This window comes from Methylobacterium sp. E-046 (assembly GCF_022829625.1).
Classification (GTDB): domain Bacteria; phylum Pseudomonadota; class Alphaproteobacteria; order Rhizobiales; family Beijerinckiaceae; genus Methylobacterium; species Methylobacterium longum.
This window is the reverse complement of the sequence record NZ_JAKSYP010000159.1, coordinates 24,965-43,183: the sequence shown is the minus strand read 5'-3', so window position 1 is coordinate 43,183 and position 18,219 is coordinate 24,965. Positions and strand designations below refer to the sequence as shown.

At 72.0% G+C, this 18,219-nt stretch carries 15 protein-coding genes; 8 read left to right on the top strand and 7 right to left on the bottom strand.

What is annotated here, in order from left to right; genetic code table 11:
• Nucleotides 1-39: 39 nt before the first annotated feature.
• Both MKK82_RS13550 and MKK82_RS13545 read left to right on the top strand, forming a co-directional pair.
• Entirely contained in the window at nt 40-2,376 is a 2,337-nt protein-coding gene (locus tag MKK82_RS13550) for a TonB-dependent receptor family protein (RefSeq protein ID WP_238290443.1), read from the top strand.
• A gap of 78 nt (nt 2,377-2,454) precedes the next feature.
• Nucleotides 2,455-3,015 carry a copper chaperone PCu(A)C gene (locus tag MKK82_RS13545; protein ID WP_238290444.1) on the top strand — a complete coding sequence of 187 codons (561 nt, stop codon included), beginning with the start codon at nt 2,455-2,457 and terminating at the stop codon, nt 3,013-3,015.
• A gap of 27 nt (nt 3,016-3,042) precedes the next feature.
• On the opposite strand, the gene MKK82_RS13540 is transcribed toward MKK82_RS13545, so the two are convergent.
• Nucleotides 3,043-4,215: a patatin-like phospholipase family protein gene (locus MKK82_RS13540; RefSeq protein ID WP_238290445.1), complete on the bottom strand. Its 1,173-nt coding sequence runs from the start codon at nt 4,213-4,215 to the stop codon at nt 3,043-3,045.
• A gap of 222 nt (nt 4,216-4,437) precedes the next feature.
• Between MKK82_RS13540 and MKK82_RS13535 the strand changes: the two genes are divergently transcribed.
• Nucleotides 4,438-4,758, top strand: coding sequence for a hypothetical protein (locus MKK82_RS13535; protein ID WP_238290446.1), 321 nt, complete (start codon nt 4,438-4,440; stop codon nt 4,756-4,758).
• Between the two features lie 39 nt (nt 4,759-4,797).
• Here the strand turns inward: MKK82_RS13535 and MKK82_RS13530 are convergent, their stop codons facing one another.
• Complete coding sequence (locus MKK82_RS13530; protein WP_238290447.1) at nt 4,798-5,049, bottom strand: hypothetical protein; 252 nt, start codon at nt 5,047-5,049, stop codon at nt 4,798-4,800.
• 160 nt (nt 5,050-5,209) lie between these two features.
• Between MKK82_RS13530 and MKK82_RS13525 the strand changes: the two genes are divergently transcribed.
• The 4 genes from MKK82_RS13525 to MKK82_RS13510 all read left to right on the top strand — a co-directional run bounded on the left by MKK82_RS13525 (nt 5,210) and on the right by MKK82_RS13510 (nt 12,664).
• Nucleotides 5,210-5,797 carry a phospholipase A2 family protein gene (locus tag MKK82_RS13525; RefSeq protein ID WP_238290448.1) on the top strand — a complete coding sequence of 196 codons (588 nt, stop codon included), beginning with the start codon at nt 5,210-5,212 and terminating at the stop codon, nt 5,795-5,797.
• 509 nt (nt 5,798-6,306) lie between these two features.
• Nucleotides 6,307-7,443 carry an MFS transporter gene (locus MKK82_RS13520; protein WP_243986078.1) on the top strand — a complete coding sequence of 379 codons (1,137 nt, stop codon included), beginning with the start codon at nt 6,307-6,309 and terminating at the stop codon, nt 7,441-7,443.
• A 75-nt stretch (nt 7,444-7,518) separates the two neighbouring features.
• A complete protein-coding gene (gene pepN, locus MKK82_RS13515; RefSeq protein WP_238290449.1) occupies nt 7,519-10,140 on the top strand; it encodes an aminopeptidase N in 2,622 nt (873 codons plus the stop codon).
• A gap of 178 nt (nt 10,141-10,318) precedes the next feature.
• Nucleotides 10,319-12,664: a PAS domain-containing sensor histidine kinase gene (locus MKK82_RS13510; protein WP_243986045.1), complete on the top strand. Its 2,346-nt coding sequence runs from the start codon at nt 10,319-10,321 to the stop codon at nt 12,662-12,664.
• 110 nt (nt 12,665-12,774) lie between these two features.
• On the opposite strand, the gene MKK82_RS13505 is transcribed toward MKK82_RS13510, so the two are convergent.
• Entirely contained in the window at nt 12,775-13,029 is a 255-nt protein-coding gene (locus tag MKK82_RS13505; protein ID WP_238290451.1) for a hypothetical protein, read from the bottom strand.
• 160 nt (nt 13,030-13,189) lie between these two features.
• Between MKK82_RS13505 and MKK82_RS13500 the strand changes: the two genes are divergently transcribed.
• Entirely contained in the window at nt 13,190-13,474 is a 285-nt protein-coding gene (locus MKK82_RS13500; RefSeq protein ID WP_243986043.1) for a hypothetical protein, read from the top strand.
• A 98-nt stretch (nt 13,475-13,572) separates the two neighbouring features.
• Here MKK82_RS13500 and MKK82_RS13495 read toward each other — a convergent pair whose 3' ends face one another.
• From MKK82_RS13495 to MKK82_RS13480, 4 genes are read right to left on the bottom strand one after another with little or no spacing between them, the layout of a single operon-like run.
• Nucleotides 13,573-14,715 carry a GNAT family N-acetyltransferase gene (locus tag MKK82_RS13495; RefSeq protein ID WP_238290454.1) on the bottom strand — a complete coding sequence of 381 codons (1,143 nt, stop codon included), beginning with the start codon at nt 14,713-14,715 and terminating at the stop codon, nt 13,573-13,575.
• Nucleotides 14,712-16,052 (bottom strand): lipopolysaccharide biosynthesis protein, encoded by a 1,341-nt coding sequence (locus MKK82_RS13490; protein ID WP_243986041.1) that lies wholly within the window; start codon nt 16,050-16,052, stop codon nt 14,712-14,714. The genes MKK82_RS13495 and MKK82_RS13490 overlap by 4 nt, the downstream gene beginning before the upstream one ends.
• Before the next feature lie 56 nt (nt 16,053-16,108).
• Nucleotides 16,109-17,023, bottom strand: coding sequence for an SGNH/GDSL hydrolase family protein (locus MKK82_RS13485; RefSeq protein ID WP_238290456.1), 915 nt, complete (start codon nt 17,021-17,023; stop codon nt 16,109-16,111).
• Nucleotides 16,984-18,081 carry an OpgC family protein gene (locus tag MKK82_RS13480; protein WP_238290457.1) on the bottom strand — a complete coding sequence of 366 codons (1,098 nt, stop codon included), beginning with the start codon at nt 18,079-18,081 and terminating at the stop codon, nt 16,984-16,986. Before MKK82_RS13480 ends, MKK82_RS13485 begins: the two co-directional genes overlap by 40 nt.
• Nucleotides 18,082-18,219: the final 138 nt, after the last annotated feature.

Genomic DNA, 18,219 nt, shown 5'->3' with positions numbered 1-18,219 from the left:
CGCGCCCGGCCCATCCGCGTTCAGACGAGACCCGAGATCATGTCCGCCCCCCGTTTCCGCAGACCCCGGCGCGTCCTCGCCCTGGCCCTCGCCGCGAGCCCGCTGATCCCCGCCGCCGCACAGGCGCAGCAGAGCGTAACCCTGGAGGAGCTGTCCGTCGTCGGCGCGGGGGGCGGTCCCGTCGCGGACCCGCGGGGCGCGGCGACGCCCGGGGTCGCCGCGCCGGTGCCGGCCGCCCCGACCCCAGTCGCCGCGCCCGTCGGGCAGGTGAACAGCAGAATCGGCCGTGGGGACGTCATCGACGACCGCCCCGCGGTCAACATTGCGGATGTCGCCCGCAACAGTCCGGGCGTCACCGTACGCCAGGGCAACGGCCCCCGGGATGTCATCATCTCGGTCCGCGGCAACAACGCCCGCGCCACCGGCGTGTCGCGCAACTTCGTCGTGCTGGAGGACGGCTTCCCGGTCACCCAGGCGGACGGATCGTCGCGCTTCGACATCACCGACCCCCGCGCCTACGGCAGCCTCGACGTGTTCCGCGGCCCCCAATCGGCGCTGTTCGGCAATTACGCCAGCGGCGGCGCGCTCGTGTTCGACACCCGCCGGGGCGCGGCGGTGAACGGCTTCGAGTACGGCGTCGACGCCGGCAGCTTCGGCTACCTCAACAACTACGCCACGGTGGGCGGCATCAGCGGACCGTTCGAGCTCAGCCTGTTCACCAGCGACTCCCGCGGCAACGGCTTCGCGGGCCATTCCTCGTTCAACACCCAGACGATCAACCTCCTCGGCACGTATACGCCGACGCCGGACAACCGCTTCACCCTGAAGATCATCAACAACGAGTTCCAGGCGAACCTGCCGGGCCGCTCCTCGCTGCTCCAGTTCTACCAGAACCCCTACCAGCGCGGCTGCGCGTCGGCGCTGACCGCGGCCGCCGGCTGCGTGACCTACGCCCTGCCGGTCAACGGCCGGAACGGCGCCACCGCGCCGGTCACGGCCGACGAGGGCGGCTTCTTCCGCGGCGACCGGCGCACCATCGTGGGCGGCCGCTACGAGCACGACTTCGACGCATACACGACGTGGCGCACGCAGCTCGTCTTCGACGACCGCAACATCAACCAGCCCTTCTATACGACATCGGCGCGCGGCGACTTCCCGGGCTTCAACGTCCTCTCCGACGTGACCCGGCGCGGCGACCTGTTCGGGATGCCGATGACCGGCTACGTGGCCCTGGCCTACAACACCCTCGACTCGAACTCGCTCACCTATGTCCGCGCGCCCTACGGCGGTGCCAGGCTCGGGGCCCTCAACGCCAACTTGGCCGCAACGCAGGACAATCTCGGCGGGCGGGCGCGGGTCGAACTGCTGCTGTCGGACCGGTGGACCGCGACCGCCGGCATCGGCGCCGAGACCACCGCCATCACCGGCCGCAACATCACGTACGGCTACCCGACGGCCGGCGGGGTGACGGTCGCCAGCGCCACTCTCGACCGCAGCTTCCTCAACGTCGCGCCCGAGTTCTCCCTGACCTACCGGCCCGACGAGGCGTGGCGCCTCCTCGGCCGCGTCGCCGCCGGCTACGCGACCCCCTCGGCCTCGAACCTGACCGTGACCCCGGCCGGCGTGCCGGGCAACAACACCCAGATCCAGACCCAGGAGAATCTCGGCTTCGACCTCGGCGCGTCCTGGGCGCCGCTGCCCGAGCTGCAGTTCTCCGTCACCGGCTTCTACGAGTTCTTCCGCAACGAGCTGATCGCGCAATCGCCCGGCGCGGGTCTCCTGAGTTACACGTTCAACGCCCCGGCCTCGGAGCACCGGGGTGTCGAGATCGGCGCCACCTGGGCGTCGCCGGCGGGCTGGCGGGCGACGCTGGCCTACACGCACGACGACCAGATCTTCACGAACTACACCGAGCAGCTCAGCGCCGGAACGCGCACGGCCCGGTTCAACCGCGCGGGCAACCAGATCCCCGGCGTGCCGGCCGACGCGGCGCTAGCGCGCTTCGGCTACGAGCAGACCACGGGCCCGTGGGCGGGCCTGGGCGCCTTCGTCGAGGCGGTCTACCAGAGCGATTTCTACCTCGACAACGCCAACCTTCTGAAGGCGCCGGGCTTCACGGTCGTGAACCTCAACCTGCACTACGACCGGGTCCTCCCCGGCGGGGCCGCGGTGGGCTTCGCCAAGCGGCTGAGCCTGTACGTCGAGGTGCGCAACGTGTTCGACCGGGTCTACACCAACGCGGCGCAGAACCTCGCCGACTCGATCAGCGGCACGACCGGCCTGCAGAACGGCGCGGGCGTGCTGGCGGCGACCACCGGCTCGATCTTCGCCGGTGCGCCGCGCAACGTCGTTGGCGGGATGAAGCTGGCCTTCTGACCGCCCCGTCCGCCCCTGCCCGTCCACCCTCGCCCGTCCACCCTCGCCCGAACGCAGACGCATCCTCCGGAGAGAACCATGAGATCCACGACGACCCGCACCCTCGCCCGCGCGACCTTCGGCCTGGCCGCCCTGCTCGCCGCCGCAAACGCGGCGCCCGCCGCGGAGGTCGCCGCCGGCACCCTCAAGATCGTGCAGCCCTGGTCGCGCGCCACGCCCAACGGCGCCCAGGTCGCGGGCGGCTACGTCGCCGTGACCAACACGGGCACCGAGCCCGATACGCTGACCGGGGCTACGTTCGAGAATGCCGGCCGGGCCGAGCTGCATTCCATGTCGATGGAGGGCGGGGTGATGAAGATGGCCCCCGTCGAGGGCGGCCTCGTGATCAAGCCCGGCGAGACGGTCACGCTCAAGCCCGGCGGCTACCACCTGATGTTCCTGGACCTGAGGAGCCCGCTCAAGAAGGGCGAGACCGTCAAGGGCACGCTGACCTTCGCCAAGGCCGGCAGCGTGCCGGTGGCGTTCGCCGTCGAGGGCATCGCCGCGAAGGCGCCCGGCGCGGCCGAGATGGACCACGGCGATGCGGGGCATGGTGGCGGAGGGCATGGCGGCGCGGAGCATGGCGGCCACGCACACTGACCCGGCCGCACCGCTCCGATGCGCGTCTCATTCCGACATGAGGCGCGAGCGGAACGCCGTGTCGGACGGGGCGCCGGAAAAGACCGGACCGAGGCGCGCCTCGGCCAGCGCGTAGCCAGCGGCCCGGCGCCGCTCCACTGTCCGGGCCGAAAAGTCGCGCAGGCCGTTCTCGTCATCGAAGCCCGCTTCACCGGGCGGGCCGTGGTCCTGGAAGTCGATGTCGAGGATGTCGACGAGCTTCAGCCGGGCGAACCGCTCGACCTGCGCTCCGAGCGCCGGGGGGAGCGGGCGGCCCTCCGCTTCCGCGAGGGCGGCGAGGGCGTCGATCGTCCGGAGCATCCCGTTGACGCGCTCGGCCGCCGCCCGGTCCTGCCGCAGGCGGTTGCCGAAGCTCAGTTCATGCACCCGGTCCAGGACTTGGCCCATGTTGGCCGGCCGGTTCGCCCGCAGGGGATACAGGTTCATCACGACGAGCAGGCGCTCCGTCGCGGGGTCGGCCGACAGGGCATCGATGGCGTCGCCGAGCGGCGTGTTGTCGACGAGGCCACCATCCCAGTATCGGCGCCCGTCGATGATCGTCCAGGGAAATTGCGGCGCGAGGCTGCCGCTCGCCAGCACGTGCTCCGGCCCGATCGTGACGGCCCGATCCTCGGCCCTGCAGGAACCCGCGTCCCGCACCGGCGGACAGGCCCCCGCGGCGTTCCGGAAGCGCGTGAGCCGGCCGGTCTCCACGTCGACCGCCGTGACCACGAAGGCCGTCCGGCTCCCGTTCAGGGCCTCGAAATCGACGTGCCTGTTCAGTGTGCCGAGGAGCGGCCTGGTGTCGTACAGGGCGGTCCAGGCCAGGATGTCCCAGACATCCGCCCGCGGCCCGTAGAACCCGGGCAGTCCGAAGAGGGCGAGGTCCCGCGCGACGGCCGGCGGCGTGAGCGGCGGCACGTGGAGCGTCAGGTCCGCCCAGAGGCCGCTCAACCGCCTGCGCGCATCCGCGAGCGACGTCGATCCGACGAGGCAGGCCGCGGTGATGGCGCCGATGGACACGCCGGTCACGCCGCGCAGCGCGACCGCGTGCCCCTCCGACCGCGCCGCCTCGATGCGGTCGATGAGCGCCGTCACGGCACCCCACTCGTAGGCCCCGAGGGCACCGCCGCCCTGGAGAACGAGACCGATCTCGATCCTGCGATGACCCGGATCCGCCATGTGCCGACCGCCCCGCCGTCCGGTGCTGATTCGTTTCCGCGCGATGGTACATGGGCCGGGCCGGGCCGCCGGGCTGCAGGGCAGCGTCCGGAGCGACAGGAAGCGCCCGGCGCGTCGGGAGCGCCGGGTCTCACGATGGCGCGAGACCCGCCCCGTGCCGACGCCCGTCGGGCCGGCACGGGCTTGCGTCCGCGCTCATGATTAGATTTATTCCAATCTGCGATGGTGGACGACGAGCGAACGCGGGCGTGGCGCGCCCTGACACCGGCGCAGCAGGCGATGCTGCGCCGGCTGGATCGGGAGGGCACCCTCCTGTCCGTCGCGCCCTGGGAGATGCGCACGGTGCGGTCCCTGCTGGTGCGCGGCCTCGTCAGGCCCCGGCGCTCCGGGCGCGCCGATGTCGGCCTCTGGTTCCTGAGCGCGAAGGGCAGCCGGCTCCTGCCAAGCGCCGAAACGAAGGCCCGCGCCGCCCGAGGACCGCGCGAGGACCCTCGCCCCGATCCTCGCCCCGATCGCCAACTCCCCGAAGGCGCCGCTCCCTGACGGGGCGCGCCGCGCCTTCGGGGAGACCGCCGCGGCGGTTCAGCCCTTCTTGCCCTGCTTGAAGCTCTGGATGGCCCCCTGGCAGCCCGGCGAGAGCTTCGCCATGTTTTTCTCGAAGCACGCCTGCGTCTCGGGACCATCCTCGGGGGGAAGGTCGCCGCAGAACGTCGTGAAGTCCCCCATACACTGCTGCTGCAGGGCCGCCTTGTCGTCGGCGCTCATGGGGGCCGCCAGGGCGGGCCCGGCGAAGGTCGCCAGGAGGGCGACGGTGGTCAGAAGGCGTGTCGGCATGTTGTGCTCCGGGGCATTCGGCCAGCCCGAGATCAAAGACGGACGTGGCGGAAACGGTTGCATGCGCACTGCGCCTTCCGCGCGGGCCGTGTTCACCCGGAACGACTTTGCCGAGCTTCGAGTTGAGGGCGGCATTTCAGGAGCCCCGCAGGAGCCCCGTTTGAGACCCGCACGCCTCGCCCTGCTCGGCTTGATGCTCCTGGCCGGATCGCAACCCGTCGCGGCGCAGAGCCCGCAGGTGGACGAGCCGGCCACGACCATCGAGGCCGACGAGCCCCGCCCCGGTCCGCCCCCGCCCCTGCCGGACCTGTCGGAGCCGAACGGCCGCGCCGGCGAGGCCCTGAACGAGCCCGGCGAGCGTTCCGGCATCCCCAAGGCGCTGCGCGGGTCGGGATCGAAGGCCGGCGGGCCCGCCAACGATCTCAACCCCGGCGGGCGCGCCGAGGCTCCGGCGCCACCCAGGGGCGAGATCGGTCAGGTCATCGCCGGTCAGGCCCTGTTCCACGGCAATTACTGCGGCAAGGGCCAGCGCGGCGAGGGACTACCCCCGACCGATGACCTGGATGCAGCCTGCATGCGCCATGATGCGTGCTACGATGCAGCCGGCTACAGCTCCTGCGCCTGCGACGCGACGCTGCGGCGCGAAGCCGCGTCGGTGGCGGACGGCACGAACGCGTCCCTCGAGGTCCGCCGCCGGGCCCTCAGCGTGATCGAGGCGGCGGCCGCGATGGCGTGCCGCGCGCCCTGATCGGTGCCGCATCGCCGCGCGAGCCCGCCCCCTGCGTCGGGCGGAGGCTCCCCGGCGAGCAGCGGGAGTCGGCCCAACTGGCTCTTCATCATGCCGGCCAGGTTGCCGCGCCGCTCCGGAGAGATCCGAACCTGACCCGTCGGCCGCAGCGCGCGGCGCGGGGACCTTCGGGTCGGCGATCCTGGTTCCGTCGGGCAGGCGACGTCCGTCGGCGAGTCCACCTCCACGATCTCCTCTCGCCCGAAGGAACTGCAGCAGGCCGAGCTGAAACCATTGCGTACCGCGCGTGGTGATCGACCAAGACCCGGCCTGTGGTACCTCGCGCGATACGCGGGCGATGAACCGCAACTCTGACATCGAGCGCCCCGTGATCGGATCCGCGAAGACACCGCCGGCCGGGGCCCTGCGCGACCGGCTTCCCGCCCGGTCGATGGCCGCTCCGCCGAGGGAGCGCTGATCCCGTGATCGGTTCGCGGGGCCGCTGGCCCGTGATCTGTGCGCTGGGCGTGATGCAGATCCTCGCCTGGGGCTCCACCTACTATCTCCCCGCCGTCCTGGCGGAACCGATCGCCCGCGATACCGGCTGGCCCCTCGCCTGGATCGTCGGTGGCCTGTCGGTCGGGCTGTTGGTCGCGGCCCTCGCCTCGCCCCGCGTCGGGGCCGTGATCCAGGCGCGCGGCGGCCGGCCGGTCCTGGCGCTCGCGGCCCTTGTCCTGGCGGCGGGCCTGACGATCCTAGGCCTCGCGCCGAGCCTGCCGGTCTTCCTGGCCGGATGGGTGCTGCTCGGCTTCGGCATGGGCTGCGGCCTGTACGATCCCGCCTACGCCACCTTGGGACGCCTCTACGGCGCGAACGCGCGCTCCGCGATCACGCACCTGACCCTGCTGGGCGGTTTTGCCAGCACCGTCTGCTGGCCGCTCTCGGCCTTTCTCGCGGCGCAGGTCGGGTGGCGGGGAGCCTGCTTCGCCTATGCCGGCCTGCACCTCGCGGTGACGCTGCCCCTCGTCCTCGCCTTCATCCCGCCGGCTCCCGGAACGGCGGCGACTGCGCGCAGCGGGGTGCAGGCCGCGCCCAGCCTGGAGCCGGGGCAGCGCCGGGCTGTCCTCCTGATGATGGGTGTGCTGGTCCTCGGTGGAGCCATCATGGCCTTGGTATCGGTCCACCTGATCACCCTGCTCCAGGCCCGGGGCGTCGCGCTTGCGGCGGCCGTGACTTATGGCGGCCTGATCGGGCCGTCCCAGGTGGCCGCGCGCCTGATCGAGATCGCCGGCCGGGGCCGGTATCATCCCCTCTGGACGCTGACGGCCGCCTTCACCCTCGTGGGGCTCGGCCTGTCGCTACTGGCGGCGCACTGGTCGGACATCGCCCTAGCCCTGATTCTCTACGGCGCCGGGAATGGGGTCTACTCGATCGCCCGCGGGACCGTGCCCCTGGCCCTGTTCGGACCGGATCACTATGCCGGCCTCGTCGGCCGACTGGCCCGCCCCGGTCTGGTGGCCCAGGCCGCGGCGCCGCCGCTCGGGGCTGTCCTGTTCTCCCGTCTCGGGGCGGACGGCCTCTGGGCGGCGCTGGCCCTCATGGCCCTCGCCAATCTCGGCCTGATCGCGGGCCTGTGGTGGCAGAAGGGCCGCCTCCGGAGCGGGTGAGGGGCGACAACCGCGTTGCGTCCGCCCCGGCGAGGGACCAGAACGGGCGCCACCCGTACCCGGAATGAGGGCCGCATGCGCACCGAGACGCCGCCGCTGATCCGCCTCGAGGAATACCGCCCGAGCGACTACCTGATCGACCGCGTCGACCTCGACATCCGCCTCGATCCGCACGCAACCCGCATCGACGCGACGCTGGCCCTGTATCCGAATCCGGCGGGCGAAGCGGGAGCACCTCTAAACCTCGACGGCGACGACCTGCGGCTGGTCTCCATCGCGCTGGACGGCGCGCCGCTCGCGCAGGACGGCTACACGGTGACACCCGCGGGGCTGAGCCTGATCGCCCCGCCCCGGCGCCCGTTCACCCTGCGCCTCGTGACCGAGGTCGATCCCACCGCCAACACCAAGCTCATGGGCCTCTACCGCTCCAGCGGGGTCTACTGCACGCAGTGCGAGGCCGACGGCTTCCGCCGCATCACCTACTTCCTCGACCGTCCCGACGTCATGGCGGTCTACACCACCCGCCTGGAGGCGGATCGGGATCAGGCTCCGGTGCTGCTCGGCAACGGCAACCTGATCGAAGCCGGCGAGGCCGGGGCCGGCCGGCACTTCGCCGTCTGGCACGATCCGCACCCGAAGCCCGCCTACCTGTTCGCCCTGGTCGGCGGCCGGCTCGGCAAGGTGGAGACCCGCTTCACCACGATGGAGGGGCGTGCCATCACCTGCGCGGTCTACGTCGAGCCCGGGAAGGAGGATCGCGCCGGTTACGCCCTCGATGCGGTGATCCGCTCCATGGCCTGGGACGAAACTGCGTTCGGGCGGCCCTACGACCTCGACGTGTTCAACGTCGTGGCGGTGTCCGACTTCAACATGGGCGCCATGGAGAACAAGGGCCTCAATATCTTCAACGATAAATATGTGTTGGCGAGCCCAGAGACCGCCACCGACGGAGATTACGCCGCCATCGAGGCGATCATCGCGCACGAGTATTTCCACAACTGGTCGGGCAACCGCGTCACCTGCCGCGACTGGTTCCAGCTCTGCCTGAAGGAGGGTCTGACGGTCTTCCGCGACCAGGAATTCTCCTCCGACATGCGATCCAGACCGGTGCACCGGATCGCCGAGGTGCGGTCCCTGCGGGCGCGGCAGTTCCCCGAGGATGCCGGGCCGCTGCGTCATCCGGTGCGCCCGCGGGTCTACGCGGAGATCAACAACTTCTACACGGCCACCGTCTACGACAAGGGCGCCGAGATCGTCCGGATGCTGCGCACGCTGATCGGCCCACAAGCCTTCCGGGCCGGCATGGACCGCTACTTCGCCGACAATGACGGCCGGGCCGCCACGGTCGAGGATTTCCTGGCCGCTTTCGCGGCCGTGACGGGCGGCGACCTCGACGCCTTCGCGCGCTGGTACGAGCGCCCCGGCACGCCCCGCCTCACCGTCAGCGGCGCGTACGAGCCCGGTGCGGCCCGCTGCACCCTTCGTCTGGCGCAGAGCCAGCCCGGCGCGGGAGGGCAGGACGGACCGCCCCTGGTGATCCCCGTGGCGCTCGGGCTCGTCGGCGCGTCCGGACCGCTGACCGGCGTGACCTGCCCCGCCCTGCGGGACGGCGTCTTCGTCCTCGATCGCCCCGAGGCCGAAATCATCTTCGACGGCGTCGCCGAGGAGCCGGTCCCCTCGGTGCTGCGGGATTTCTCGGCGCCGGTACGGCTTGAACTCGCCCTGACCGACGCGCAGCGCATGCGCCTGCTCGCCCATGACAGCGACCCCTTCAACCGCTGGCAGGCGGCGCAGGACGTGGCCCTGCGGCTGATCCTCGATCCGGATGCCGACCGGACCGAAGCGTTCGCGCAGGCCCTGGGCCGCTTCCTCGACGCCGAGGCCCTGGCCGATCCCGCCTTCGCGGCCCTGGTCCTCGCCCTGCCGAGCGAGGGGGAGGCCGCCGACGCCGTGCCGAGCGGCGTCGACCCCGACGCGATCCACCGGGCCCGGTTCGCGCTGCGGGCGCATCTCGGGACCGCGCTCCGACCGCGCCTCGAACGGCTCGATGCCGCGCTCGCTCCCCTCGATAATGTGCCCTACAGCCCCGACGCGTCTGCGGCCGGCCGCCGGTCCCTCCGCAACGCGGCCCTCGACCTGATCGCGGCGGGCGATCCCGAGACCGGTGCGCGGCGGGCGGCGGAGCGCCTGGGCAGCGCCAGCAACATGACCGACCGCCTCGCCGCCCTCGCCACCTTGGCGCTGATCCCGGGCGACGCGCGGGAGACAGCGCTGACGGAGTTCGCCGAACGCTACGCCGGCGAGCCCCTCGTCCTCGACAAGTGGTTCGCCATCCAGGCCCAGATCCCGGAACCCGGCACGCTGGAGCGGATCGTCCGCCTGCAGGGCCACCCCGCCTTTACGATGACCAATCCGAATCGGGTGCGGGCTCTGATCGGGAGCTTCGCCTTCGGCAATCCGACGCAGTTTGCGCGCGCCGACGGGGCCGGTTTTGCCCGCGTGGCCGAGACCGTCGCTGCCCTTGATTCGACCAACCCGCAGGTTGCCGCGCGGATGCTGACGGCCTTCGGATCCTGGCGCCGCCTGGAAAATTCCCGGGCCGCCAAGGCTTTAGAAATCCTTAATTGGATCAAGGCGATCCCGGGCCTTTCACGGGATACGGCCGACATCCTGGCGCGCACTCGGGGAGACGGCTAAGCATCTGACGGCGCGAGGGAAATTGATTCTCGAGCGCCGCTGCAACACCGGTCGTTCGTCAATCCCGTATGGTAAAAAACCCGTGGACAAACGCCCCCCTGGGGTGGTTGTATTCAATGAGATTCGGGGGCCGGACGGGCCCCGATCGGATCACAGTTCCCACGGGTGAGGTTCGGCCATGCCGGAGGCGGGTTCCGCTTCCTTCTCCGCGCGTGCGGACTCGACTCTCGCCATCTCCTGGCCGATGCGTGCACGGGACCCGCGGTTCGGCCAAGCCGAGCGCTGGCTGCGCTACGCGGTGCCGGGGACGCTGGCGGTGTTCCTGGCCTGCCTCGCCGGACTCGCCGCGCTCCACATCCAGGGGCAGCGCGCCGAGATCCTGGCGGGCGCCCGGGCCGAGGTCGAAGGCTTCGCGCGCCTCGCCGCCAGGGCCGCCGCCCCGGCCGGGACCGTCGTGTCGGACCTGCGCGCCCTGCTGCCGGAGAACGAGCGGCATCCCGGCCGCCGCCTCCTGCTGGTGCGGCCCGACGCCCGCATCGCCGCCGCGCATCCGCCCCTGCCCGCCGAGATCCACACCCTGGCCCAGGTCCTGGGTGAGGGTGAGCCGCTCTCCATCCTCGGTGAGCGCGCCGGCGCCATGACCCTCGAGCTGCCGGGAGGCGAGACCGTACTGGCCGCCCTGCACAGCCTGCCCGGCGGGATCGGCCGGGTAGCGGTGCTGCAGCCGGTCGAGCCGCTGCTGCGCGGCTGGAGCGCCCGCACCCGCGACCAGATCGTCCTGATCGCCGCCTCCGCCCTCGTCATCATTGGCGTCGGCTTCGCCTATGGATTGCAGACCCGCCAGGCCGCGCGGGCCGACCGGGCCCGGGAGCGGATGCGCGGCCGCCTGGAGACCGCCCTGCGCAGGGGCGCCTGTGGGCTGTGGGATTGGGACATCGCCCGGGGCCGGATCTACTGGTCCGACTCGATGTACAGCCTGCTCGGCTACCAGCGGCAGCACGAATACCTCTCGTTCGGCGACATCAACGGGCTGGTCCATCCCGACGACGGCGACCTCTACAGCCTCGCCCGGGGGCTGGCCGCCAACCAGACCTTCATCGACCACGCCTTCCGCATGCGCGGGGCTGACGGCGCCTATGTCTGGCTACGCGCCCGGGCCGAGGTCGTGGCGGACTCGGCCGATGGCGGCCGTCACCTCGTCGGCATCGCCACCGACATCAGCGAGCAGCGGGCCCTGGAAGAAACCAACGCGGCGGCCGACATGCGCCTGCGCGACGCGGTCGAGGCGATCTCCGAGGCCTTCGTGCTCTGGGATACGGGCAACCGCCTGGTCCTGTGCAATTCCAAGTTCCGCCACCTCCACGCCCTCAGCCCGGAGGACGCGCAGTCCGGCCGCGGCTACGCGGACGTGATGAGGCGCGGAGTCCTGCCCCAGGTCCGGCGCGAATCGCCCGAGGCCGGCATGGCGCTGACCGACATCGCGGCCCGGACCTTCGAGGCCGAACTCGCGGACGGCCGCTGGCTCCAGATCAGCGAGCGGCGTACCAAGGACGGCGGCTACGTGTCGGTCGGGACCGACATCACCAGCCTGAAGCGCAATCAGGAGCAGCTCCAGGCGTCCGAGCGCGAACTGATCGAGACCGTCAAGGATCTGAAGCGCTCCCGGCGCACCCTCGAACTGCAGACGCAGCAACTCGCCGATCTCGCCGAGCGCTACCTCGACCAGAAGGCCGCGGCCGAGACCGCCAACCAGGCGAAGGCCGAGTTCCTCGCCAACATGAGCCACGAGCTGCGCACGCCGCTCAACGCCATCATCGGGTTCGCCGACGTGATGGAGAACGCCGTGCTGGGGCCGATCGGCACGCCGCGCTACACCGAGTATTGCCGCGACATCCGCGAGAGCGGCTCGCACCTCCTCTCCATGATCGACGACATCCTCGACATGGCCCGGCTCGAAGCGCGCCGGGTGCGCCTCAGCCCCCGGGCGATCAACGCCGAGGCCGCCATCGCGGACGCCCTCGTGCCCGTCTCGGCCGAGGCCCGCCAGAAGGCAGTCAGCGTCAGCGTCGACGTTCCGGCCGGGCTGGACCTGCTGGCCGACCCGAGCGCGATGCACCAGATCCTCGTCAACCTCGTCGAGAACGCCGTGAAGTTCACGCCGACCGGCGGACGCGTGGTGGTCCGCGCGCGGCGGGCGGGCGCGAGCACCCACCTGTTCATCGAGGATAACGGCATCGGGATCCCGCGCTCCGACGTCGCGCGGCTCGGCCGCCCCTTCACGCAGGTCGAGACGCAGATGACCCGCAGCCACAAGGGTTCGGGCCTGGGCCTCGCCATCACCCGCTCGATGGTCGAGCTGCATGGCGGATCGCTGCGCATCCGGTCCGAGGAAACGGTCGGCACCATCGTCCTCGTCCGCCTCCCGGCCTCAAGCCCGCACCGAACCGTTCCGGAGATCGCCGCCGGGCGCGTCCCCGACGCGCCCCGGGCGAGCCGGCGCGCGGGGCGGCCGGTGGCGGCGTAGCGTCCAGGACCGAGGAAGGTCGCAGCGATGCGTCGGGCGTGGCCTGACGGTGCCGTGGCGGCGCTCCGTTCCGCGGCGTTGTTTCAAGATCGGCGAGGCTGCGGTCGCCCCTAGGAACGCGGTTCGAGCCCGCCGAGGCGGGCGGCGCGTCCCTGCTCCGCGTGCCAGCGGGCATCCGCGACGGCTCGGGCGAGGGATCGGATGCGCCAGCGCCGGTACAGCGTGACGAGCGGGTTGCCCCCGAGACCCGCCTGATGCCGGTGCAGCCGCCGCAGCAGGTCGGGCAGCTGCGAGGCGGCCGCTTCGCCGGTGGCGATCTCAATGGCCCGCAGTTCGGCCCGGAATCCCGCCTTCCAGTCGTCCATGGCGCGCCTCCGCGATGAGGGTCCGGCAACCCGCGCGACTTCCGGCCGGTCGCGCGGCGCTGCCCCGCGGCATGAATGCGCGCCCGGACAACCGCCCCGCCGAGGCCGGGTTGCTCCGGAGACGATCCGGTCCGCGGATCAGCCCCGGAGATTACGACCGATGACATCCACGGCAAGCCTCCGCTTCATTCTCGTGGTCCTGCTCGGCCTCGCCGCCGCGCCGGCCGTCGCGCAGAGCACCGGCTACGTGACCGGCTTCCCCGGCAAGGACCCGGCGGGCGACGAGAAGATCGGCTGGGGACCGGCCTACCGCCCGGAGACCAGCTTCGCCCAGCCCGGCACACCCCCCACCCCCGGCGAGATCGCCGGCCGTGCCTACCGCGCCCGGACCGGCCGCGGCGTCTACGATCAGGTCGAGGCGCCTGCCGGATCTCGGGGCCGCTGAGGGCCGGGCCGGATCGTCCGGGCCGACCCTGGCGAGCCCGGCTTCCGCGCCGCCGTCGTCCGGCGCGGGGTCGCGACGCCATCGATCCGCGATCGAGGCTAGCGGCGCCGCAGCACCTGCTTGGCGGCGGCACGCGCCCGCCGCTCGAACCGGGCGAGCCCGAGGCGCCGCTCCAGGGTCAGCGCATGGCGACCGGGGGGCACGGCGACGAGTTCGGCGATCGGCGTGCGGTCGCGATAGAGGCTTTCGAGGGCCGAGCCTTCGAGCGTCGCCGAATCCAGGCGGTCGGTGAAGGCGGTCTCGTGACAGGTCCGCACGATCTCCGCCTCCAGCAGCAGGCCGGGCGCGTGGCTGCGCAGGTCCTCGTCGTAGGCGGTCTTGAGCAGCGTCGCGGTACCGCCGCCGACGAGGGCGAGGCTGATCGCGATCGGCCGGCCGTCCAGGGTCAGCGCATCGGCGCGGGCGCGGACCGGGCCCGGAGTGTCCGCGAACAGGGTGCGGGCGAGCGCGGCGGTCTCCGGGCGGCAGGCCATCGCGGAGCCGGCCGCGCCCTTCCAGCCGGCGCGTTCGAGGTCGAGGTACGCGGCCGCGAGGCCGGCGAGATCGGCGCCCCCGGTCGCGCAGGCATGGGCGACCGCGCCGGCCTCCCCGAGCCGGCGTGCGCGGCGGCGCAGATCCTTGAACCGCGACCGATTCGGATGACCCGCCAGGAAGGCATCGTGATCGGGGCGGCGATCCATGACCGGGCGCTCGAACGCCGCCACCGTCCCGATCGCCCACCCGCGCGCGCGCATGGCGGCGAGGATCTCGGGGACGGCACCGTCCCGGGTCGGCAGGAGCGGCCAGCGCCAGGGCCGGCCGTCCGAGGCGGCCTCGAGCCCGTCGACGAGGGCCGCCGCGTCGCGGTCGAGACCCGGCCCATCAGCGACCAGGGGCGCGGACGCCGTCATGAACGGAGACAGGAAGGGCCGCGCGACGCGCCCGCCGAGGCCGGTGAGGTCGTGGGACAGGGTGTAGGGCAGGAGCGCGGTCAACCGTTCCCCGCGGCGGACCGTCACGAAGCGCACGGCCTCCGGTAGAAGCCCCGCCACGCGGTGCGCCTCCATCACGGATCGGGAGAAGTGCGGCTGCGGGGCCGCACTGGCGACGAACAGCGCGTCCCAGGCCGCCGGGTCCGGCGCGTCGCCGAGGGCGAAGGCCGCATCGGACGTGGGGTGGATCGCCGCCAGGATCGGGTTCATCGGGCTGCTCCCGCGGACCAGACGGGCGTCGGCAAACCGTGGACGCGCCCCGCGACGCGGGCCAGGAGCGCGGCCCGACCGACCGTCGCGAGCGCCACCCCCAGGGCCGCTCCGAGCGGGCCGAAGGCGGGGATCAGGGCGACGCACAGGTCCGCGGCGGCGACGAGCGACGCGGCGGTGATTCCGGCACAGAGGCGCTCGCCGCCGAGCATCGTCAGGAGATCCTCGCCCGGCCCGAACAGGCTGGCCGCGACGCTGCCGGCCACGAGGACGCACAGGATCGGCACGCTCGCCCCGAGGCCGGGGCCGAACATGCCCAGGAGCAGCGGACTCGCGGCCAGGATCGCGCCGCCCACCGCCACGGTGGCGGCCGCGGTCGTCCGGCCCTGGCGCCGAACCAGCTCGGCCAGGAGGAATCGGTTGGCCTGCGCCTGGGCCGCACTGTAGCGCTGCAGGGTCGCGGCGCTGACGGCGAAGTGGACGAACACGACGAATTGCTGGATCCGCGTCGCCGCGAAGTAGATCCCGACCTCGGCGGGGCTCACCAGGGCACCCAGCACGATCACGTCCACGAAGGTGAAGCCGGCATTGGCCAGGTCGATGGCGGCGATGGGCAGGCTGGTGCCGAGCCAGAACCGCCAGCGGTAGCGGTTCGGACCCCGCGGCATCGTCCTGCGGAGCCGTACGGCGAGCAGCGCCGCCTGCAGGGTCGTCGCGGCGGCGGCGGCGGCCAGCATACAGGCCATCGCGACCTCGGCGTGCGGCGGGGCCCCGAGCAGGACGGCCGCGACCATGCAGCCCATCATCAGCGTCTGGCGCAGGAGGTAGGGCGGCGCGATGGCGAGCCCGACCCAGTTCTGGCTCCGCGCCACGCCTTCGAGGAAATCCTGAAGCGCGAAGAGCGGCATCACACAGATGGCGACCGCGATCGGCGCCCGGTAGGCCGGGGCGAACAGGTCCGGCTCCAGGGCGAGCAGGGCCGCGCCGAGACCCGCGACGGCGAGCGCCGCTCCGCCAGTCATCAGGGCGCCGGCGCGGATGTAGCCGCGCGCGAGGTCCAGATCGCCCTGCGCCTGATCGCCCGGTACGAACCGGCAGGCGCCCTGCGACAATCCGAGGGTGACGGTATGGCCGAGCATCGCGGTCCAGACCCAGACCGACGCGAAGATCCCGTAGGCCTCCCAGCCCATCAGCCGCGCCGCCAGGACCTGCGACCCGTACGCGAAGCCCGCCGAGCTGACGCGGATGGCGAAGACCGTGAGCGCCGCCCGCTGCGGTCCGCTGCGCAGGGTCCGCAGGCGTCTGAGCGCGGAGACCGGGAGAGCCGTAGCTGACACAACGCACTCCGCGCCGGACCCATGGGCGGCGGAAGGCCGGCCTTTGGCCGCCCGGTCTAGCCCGGGGCGCGTTGCGACCCGGTTAAGGGCTGGGTGGCGGGGTCGGCCTTCGGCTCCCGGGGCGCTTCGGTCCGCGTCAGCGAGGTCGCGATCGTCAGCGCCACGTGCTCGGCCATGCAGCGCAGGCCGAGATCGTTGAGGCGGAACTGGCGCCCGAGCATGTGCCCCTCGCCCCGGTCGCTGCGCCTCGACAGGTAATGCAGAGCCTCGTAGCGACGCACCAGCGGCACCTGCTGCTGGGTCGCCACGACGCGGACCGCGTCGACGATCCGGTTGTAGTCCACGTCTGCCGCCATGCTGGCGGTGTAGATCGGATCGACCAGCACCACGTCGATGCCGTGCGAACGGATCCACGCGACGGCCTCGCCGAGGGCATTCTCGAACGCCTCGGCGTCCACGCGGGCAATGGCGTCGTGGGTCCCGACCTGCCACACCACCAGATCGGGCTCGGCCTCGGCCACCATCGTGCGCAGGCGCTCGGCGGCGCCGGAGGCGACCTCGCCGGGTAGGCCGCGGTGGTCGATCACCACGTCGACCTTCGGCAGCGCGTGTTCCAGGGCTGCTTCGAGCTTGGCCGGGTAGGAGGCCGAGGCACCCGGCGCCGCGCTGCCGCCGATCGCCAGCAGCTTGATCGGGCGGTTCTCGGCGAGGGCCGCCTTGAGGGCGCCGAGCTGGGCCGCCGTGTAGAGCTGGGCGCCCGGGACCCGGCATTCCAGCGACAGGCTGGCCTCGCCGAGGCCGGGATCGGCGGGCTGTTCGGCCGCCGCCGGCAGTGCCAGAACCGCCGGAAGCACGGCCGCGAGGAGCCGCCACGCCCGGGTTCGGGGGACGACGGAGCCGGCGCGGGGCGGCACAGACCGGCGCACGGAACTCACGCGCGGGGTCTCGATGACCTGCTGCGGCTGCGCCATTCGACGAACCATGCCGTAAACCCCAGCCCGACGAGGCCCGAGCCGGCGACGAGCATATCGATCAGCAAGCCGCCGCCGGTCTGGAAACGCACGAGCTGCCCCAACAGGCTCAGGATCGAGCCCATCGAGAAAACAGCCAGGGAGTTTCGGCCCAGCTGACTCAGGTAGCCGACGATGCGGCCAATTCTTGGGACCAGCAATGCGTAGACGGGGGCAAATGCTAACAATACCCCCAGGAAATGCAGAAGCCGCGCCGGTGTCAGGTAGGTTTTCTCGAAGGTAAACAGCAGGCGCGGCTCCGGCACGACCATGGGATCAGGCCGGATCTCCGTCACCGCCAGCACGACACCCAGGACCACGATGGCGATGCCTGCGGGGAACAGCTTCCGCGACCAGCGGCGCAGGATGTCGGTGCGCAGGTTCCAGCCCTGGAGCACGAAGCCGAGCACCAGCAGGACCTGCCAGCAGAGCGGATCGAAGAACCAGTCGCCCTCCCCTGGCCAGGACGGCAGGTTCCACTCGAACACGAGGCTCGCGAGGTAGATGCTTCCCGACAGCGCCAGGGCCGCGACCAAGCTGAAGCGACCGACCAGCACGAAGAGCGGCGCGATGCCGATCAGCAATACGTACAGGGGCAGGATGTTGAAGTAGCCGAGCTGATAGGTCAGCAGCGCCATGCCGCAGACGGACTGAATCGGGTCCGCGAAGAAGTTGCCGGCGTTATGCCATTCGAGGATGAGCGGATTGTCGAGGAGCAGCGCCGCGCCCGCGATGAGGGCCAGCGCCAGCAGCATCACGGTGAGCTGGGCCCGGTAGACCTCAACGGTGCGGGCCAGCAGCCGGACCACGCTCTTCCCGGGCGCCTCCGGCACGCCGTCTCGGCCGCGGGTGGCGATGCCGATTGACCATCCCGCGAGGAACACGAACAGCTCGGCCGCGTCCGAGATGCCGTATTGCGAGAAGGTGTAGCGCTCGAAGGTGTTACCCGGAATGTGGTTGATGAAGATCGTGATCAGGGCGAAGCCGCGCCAGAAATCGATCGCGTTGGGGTCCCGCATCGTCGCGGCGTCTCCGAGTTTCGACGCTTCGAAGGGTCGGCGGCGGGTTCGGGGCCCCTGATACGGCGCCCCATCGTCTCTGCAAAGGCGAACAAAGGTGGAGTCCGCGCCGCGGATCGAACCGCATGGTCACACCCG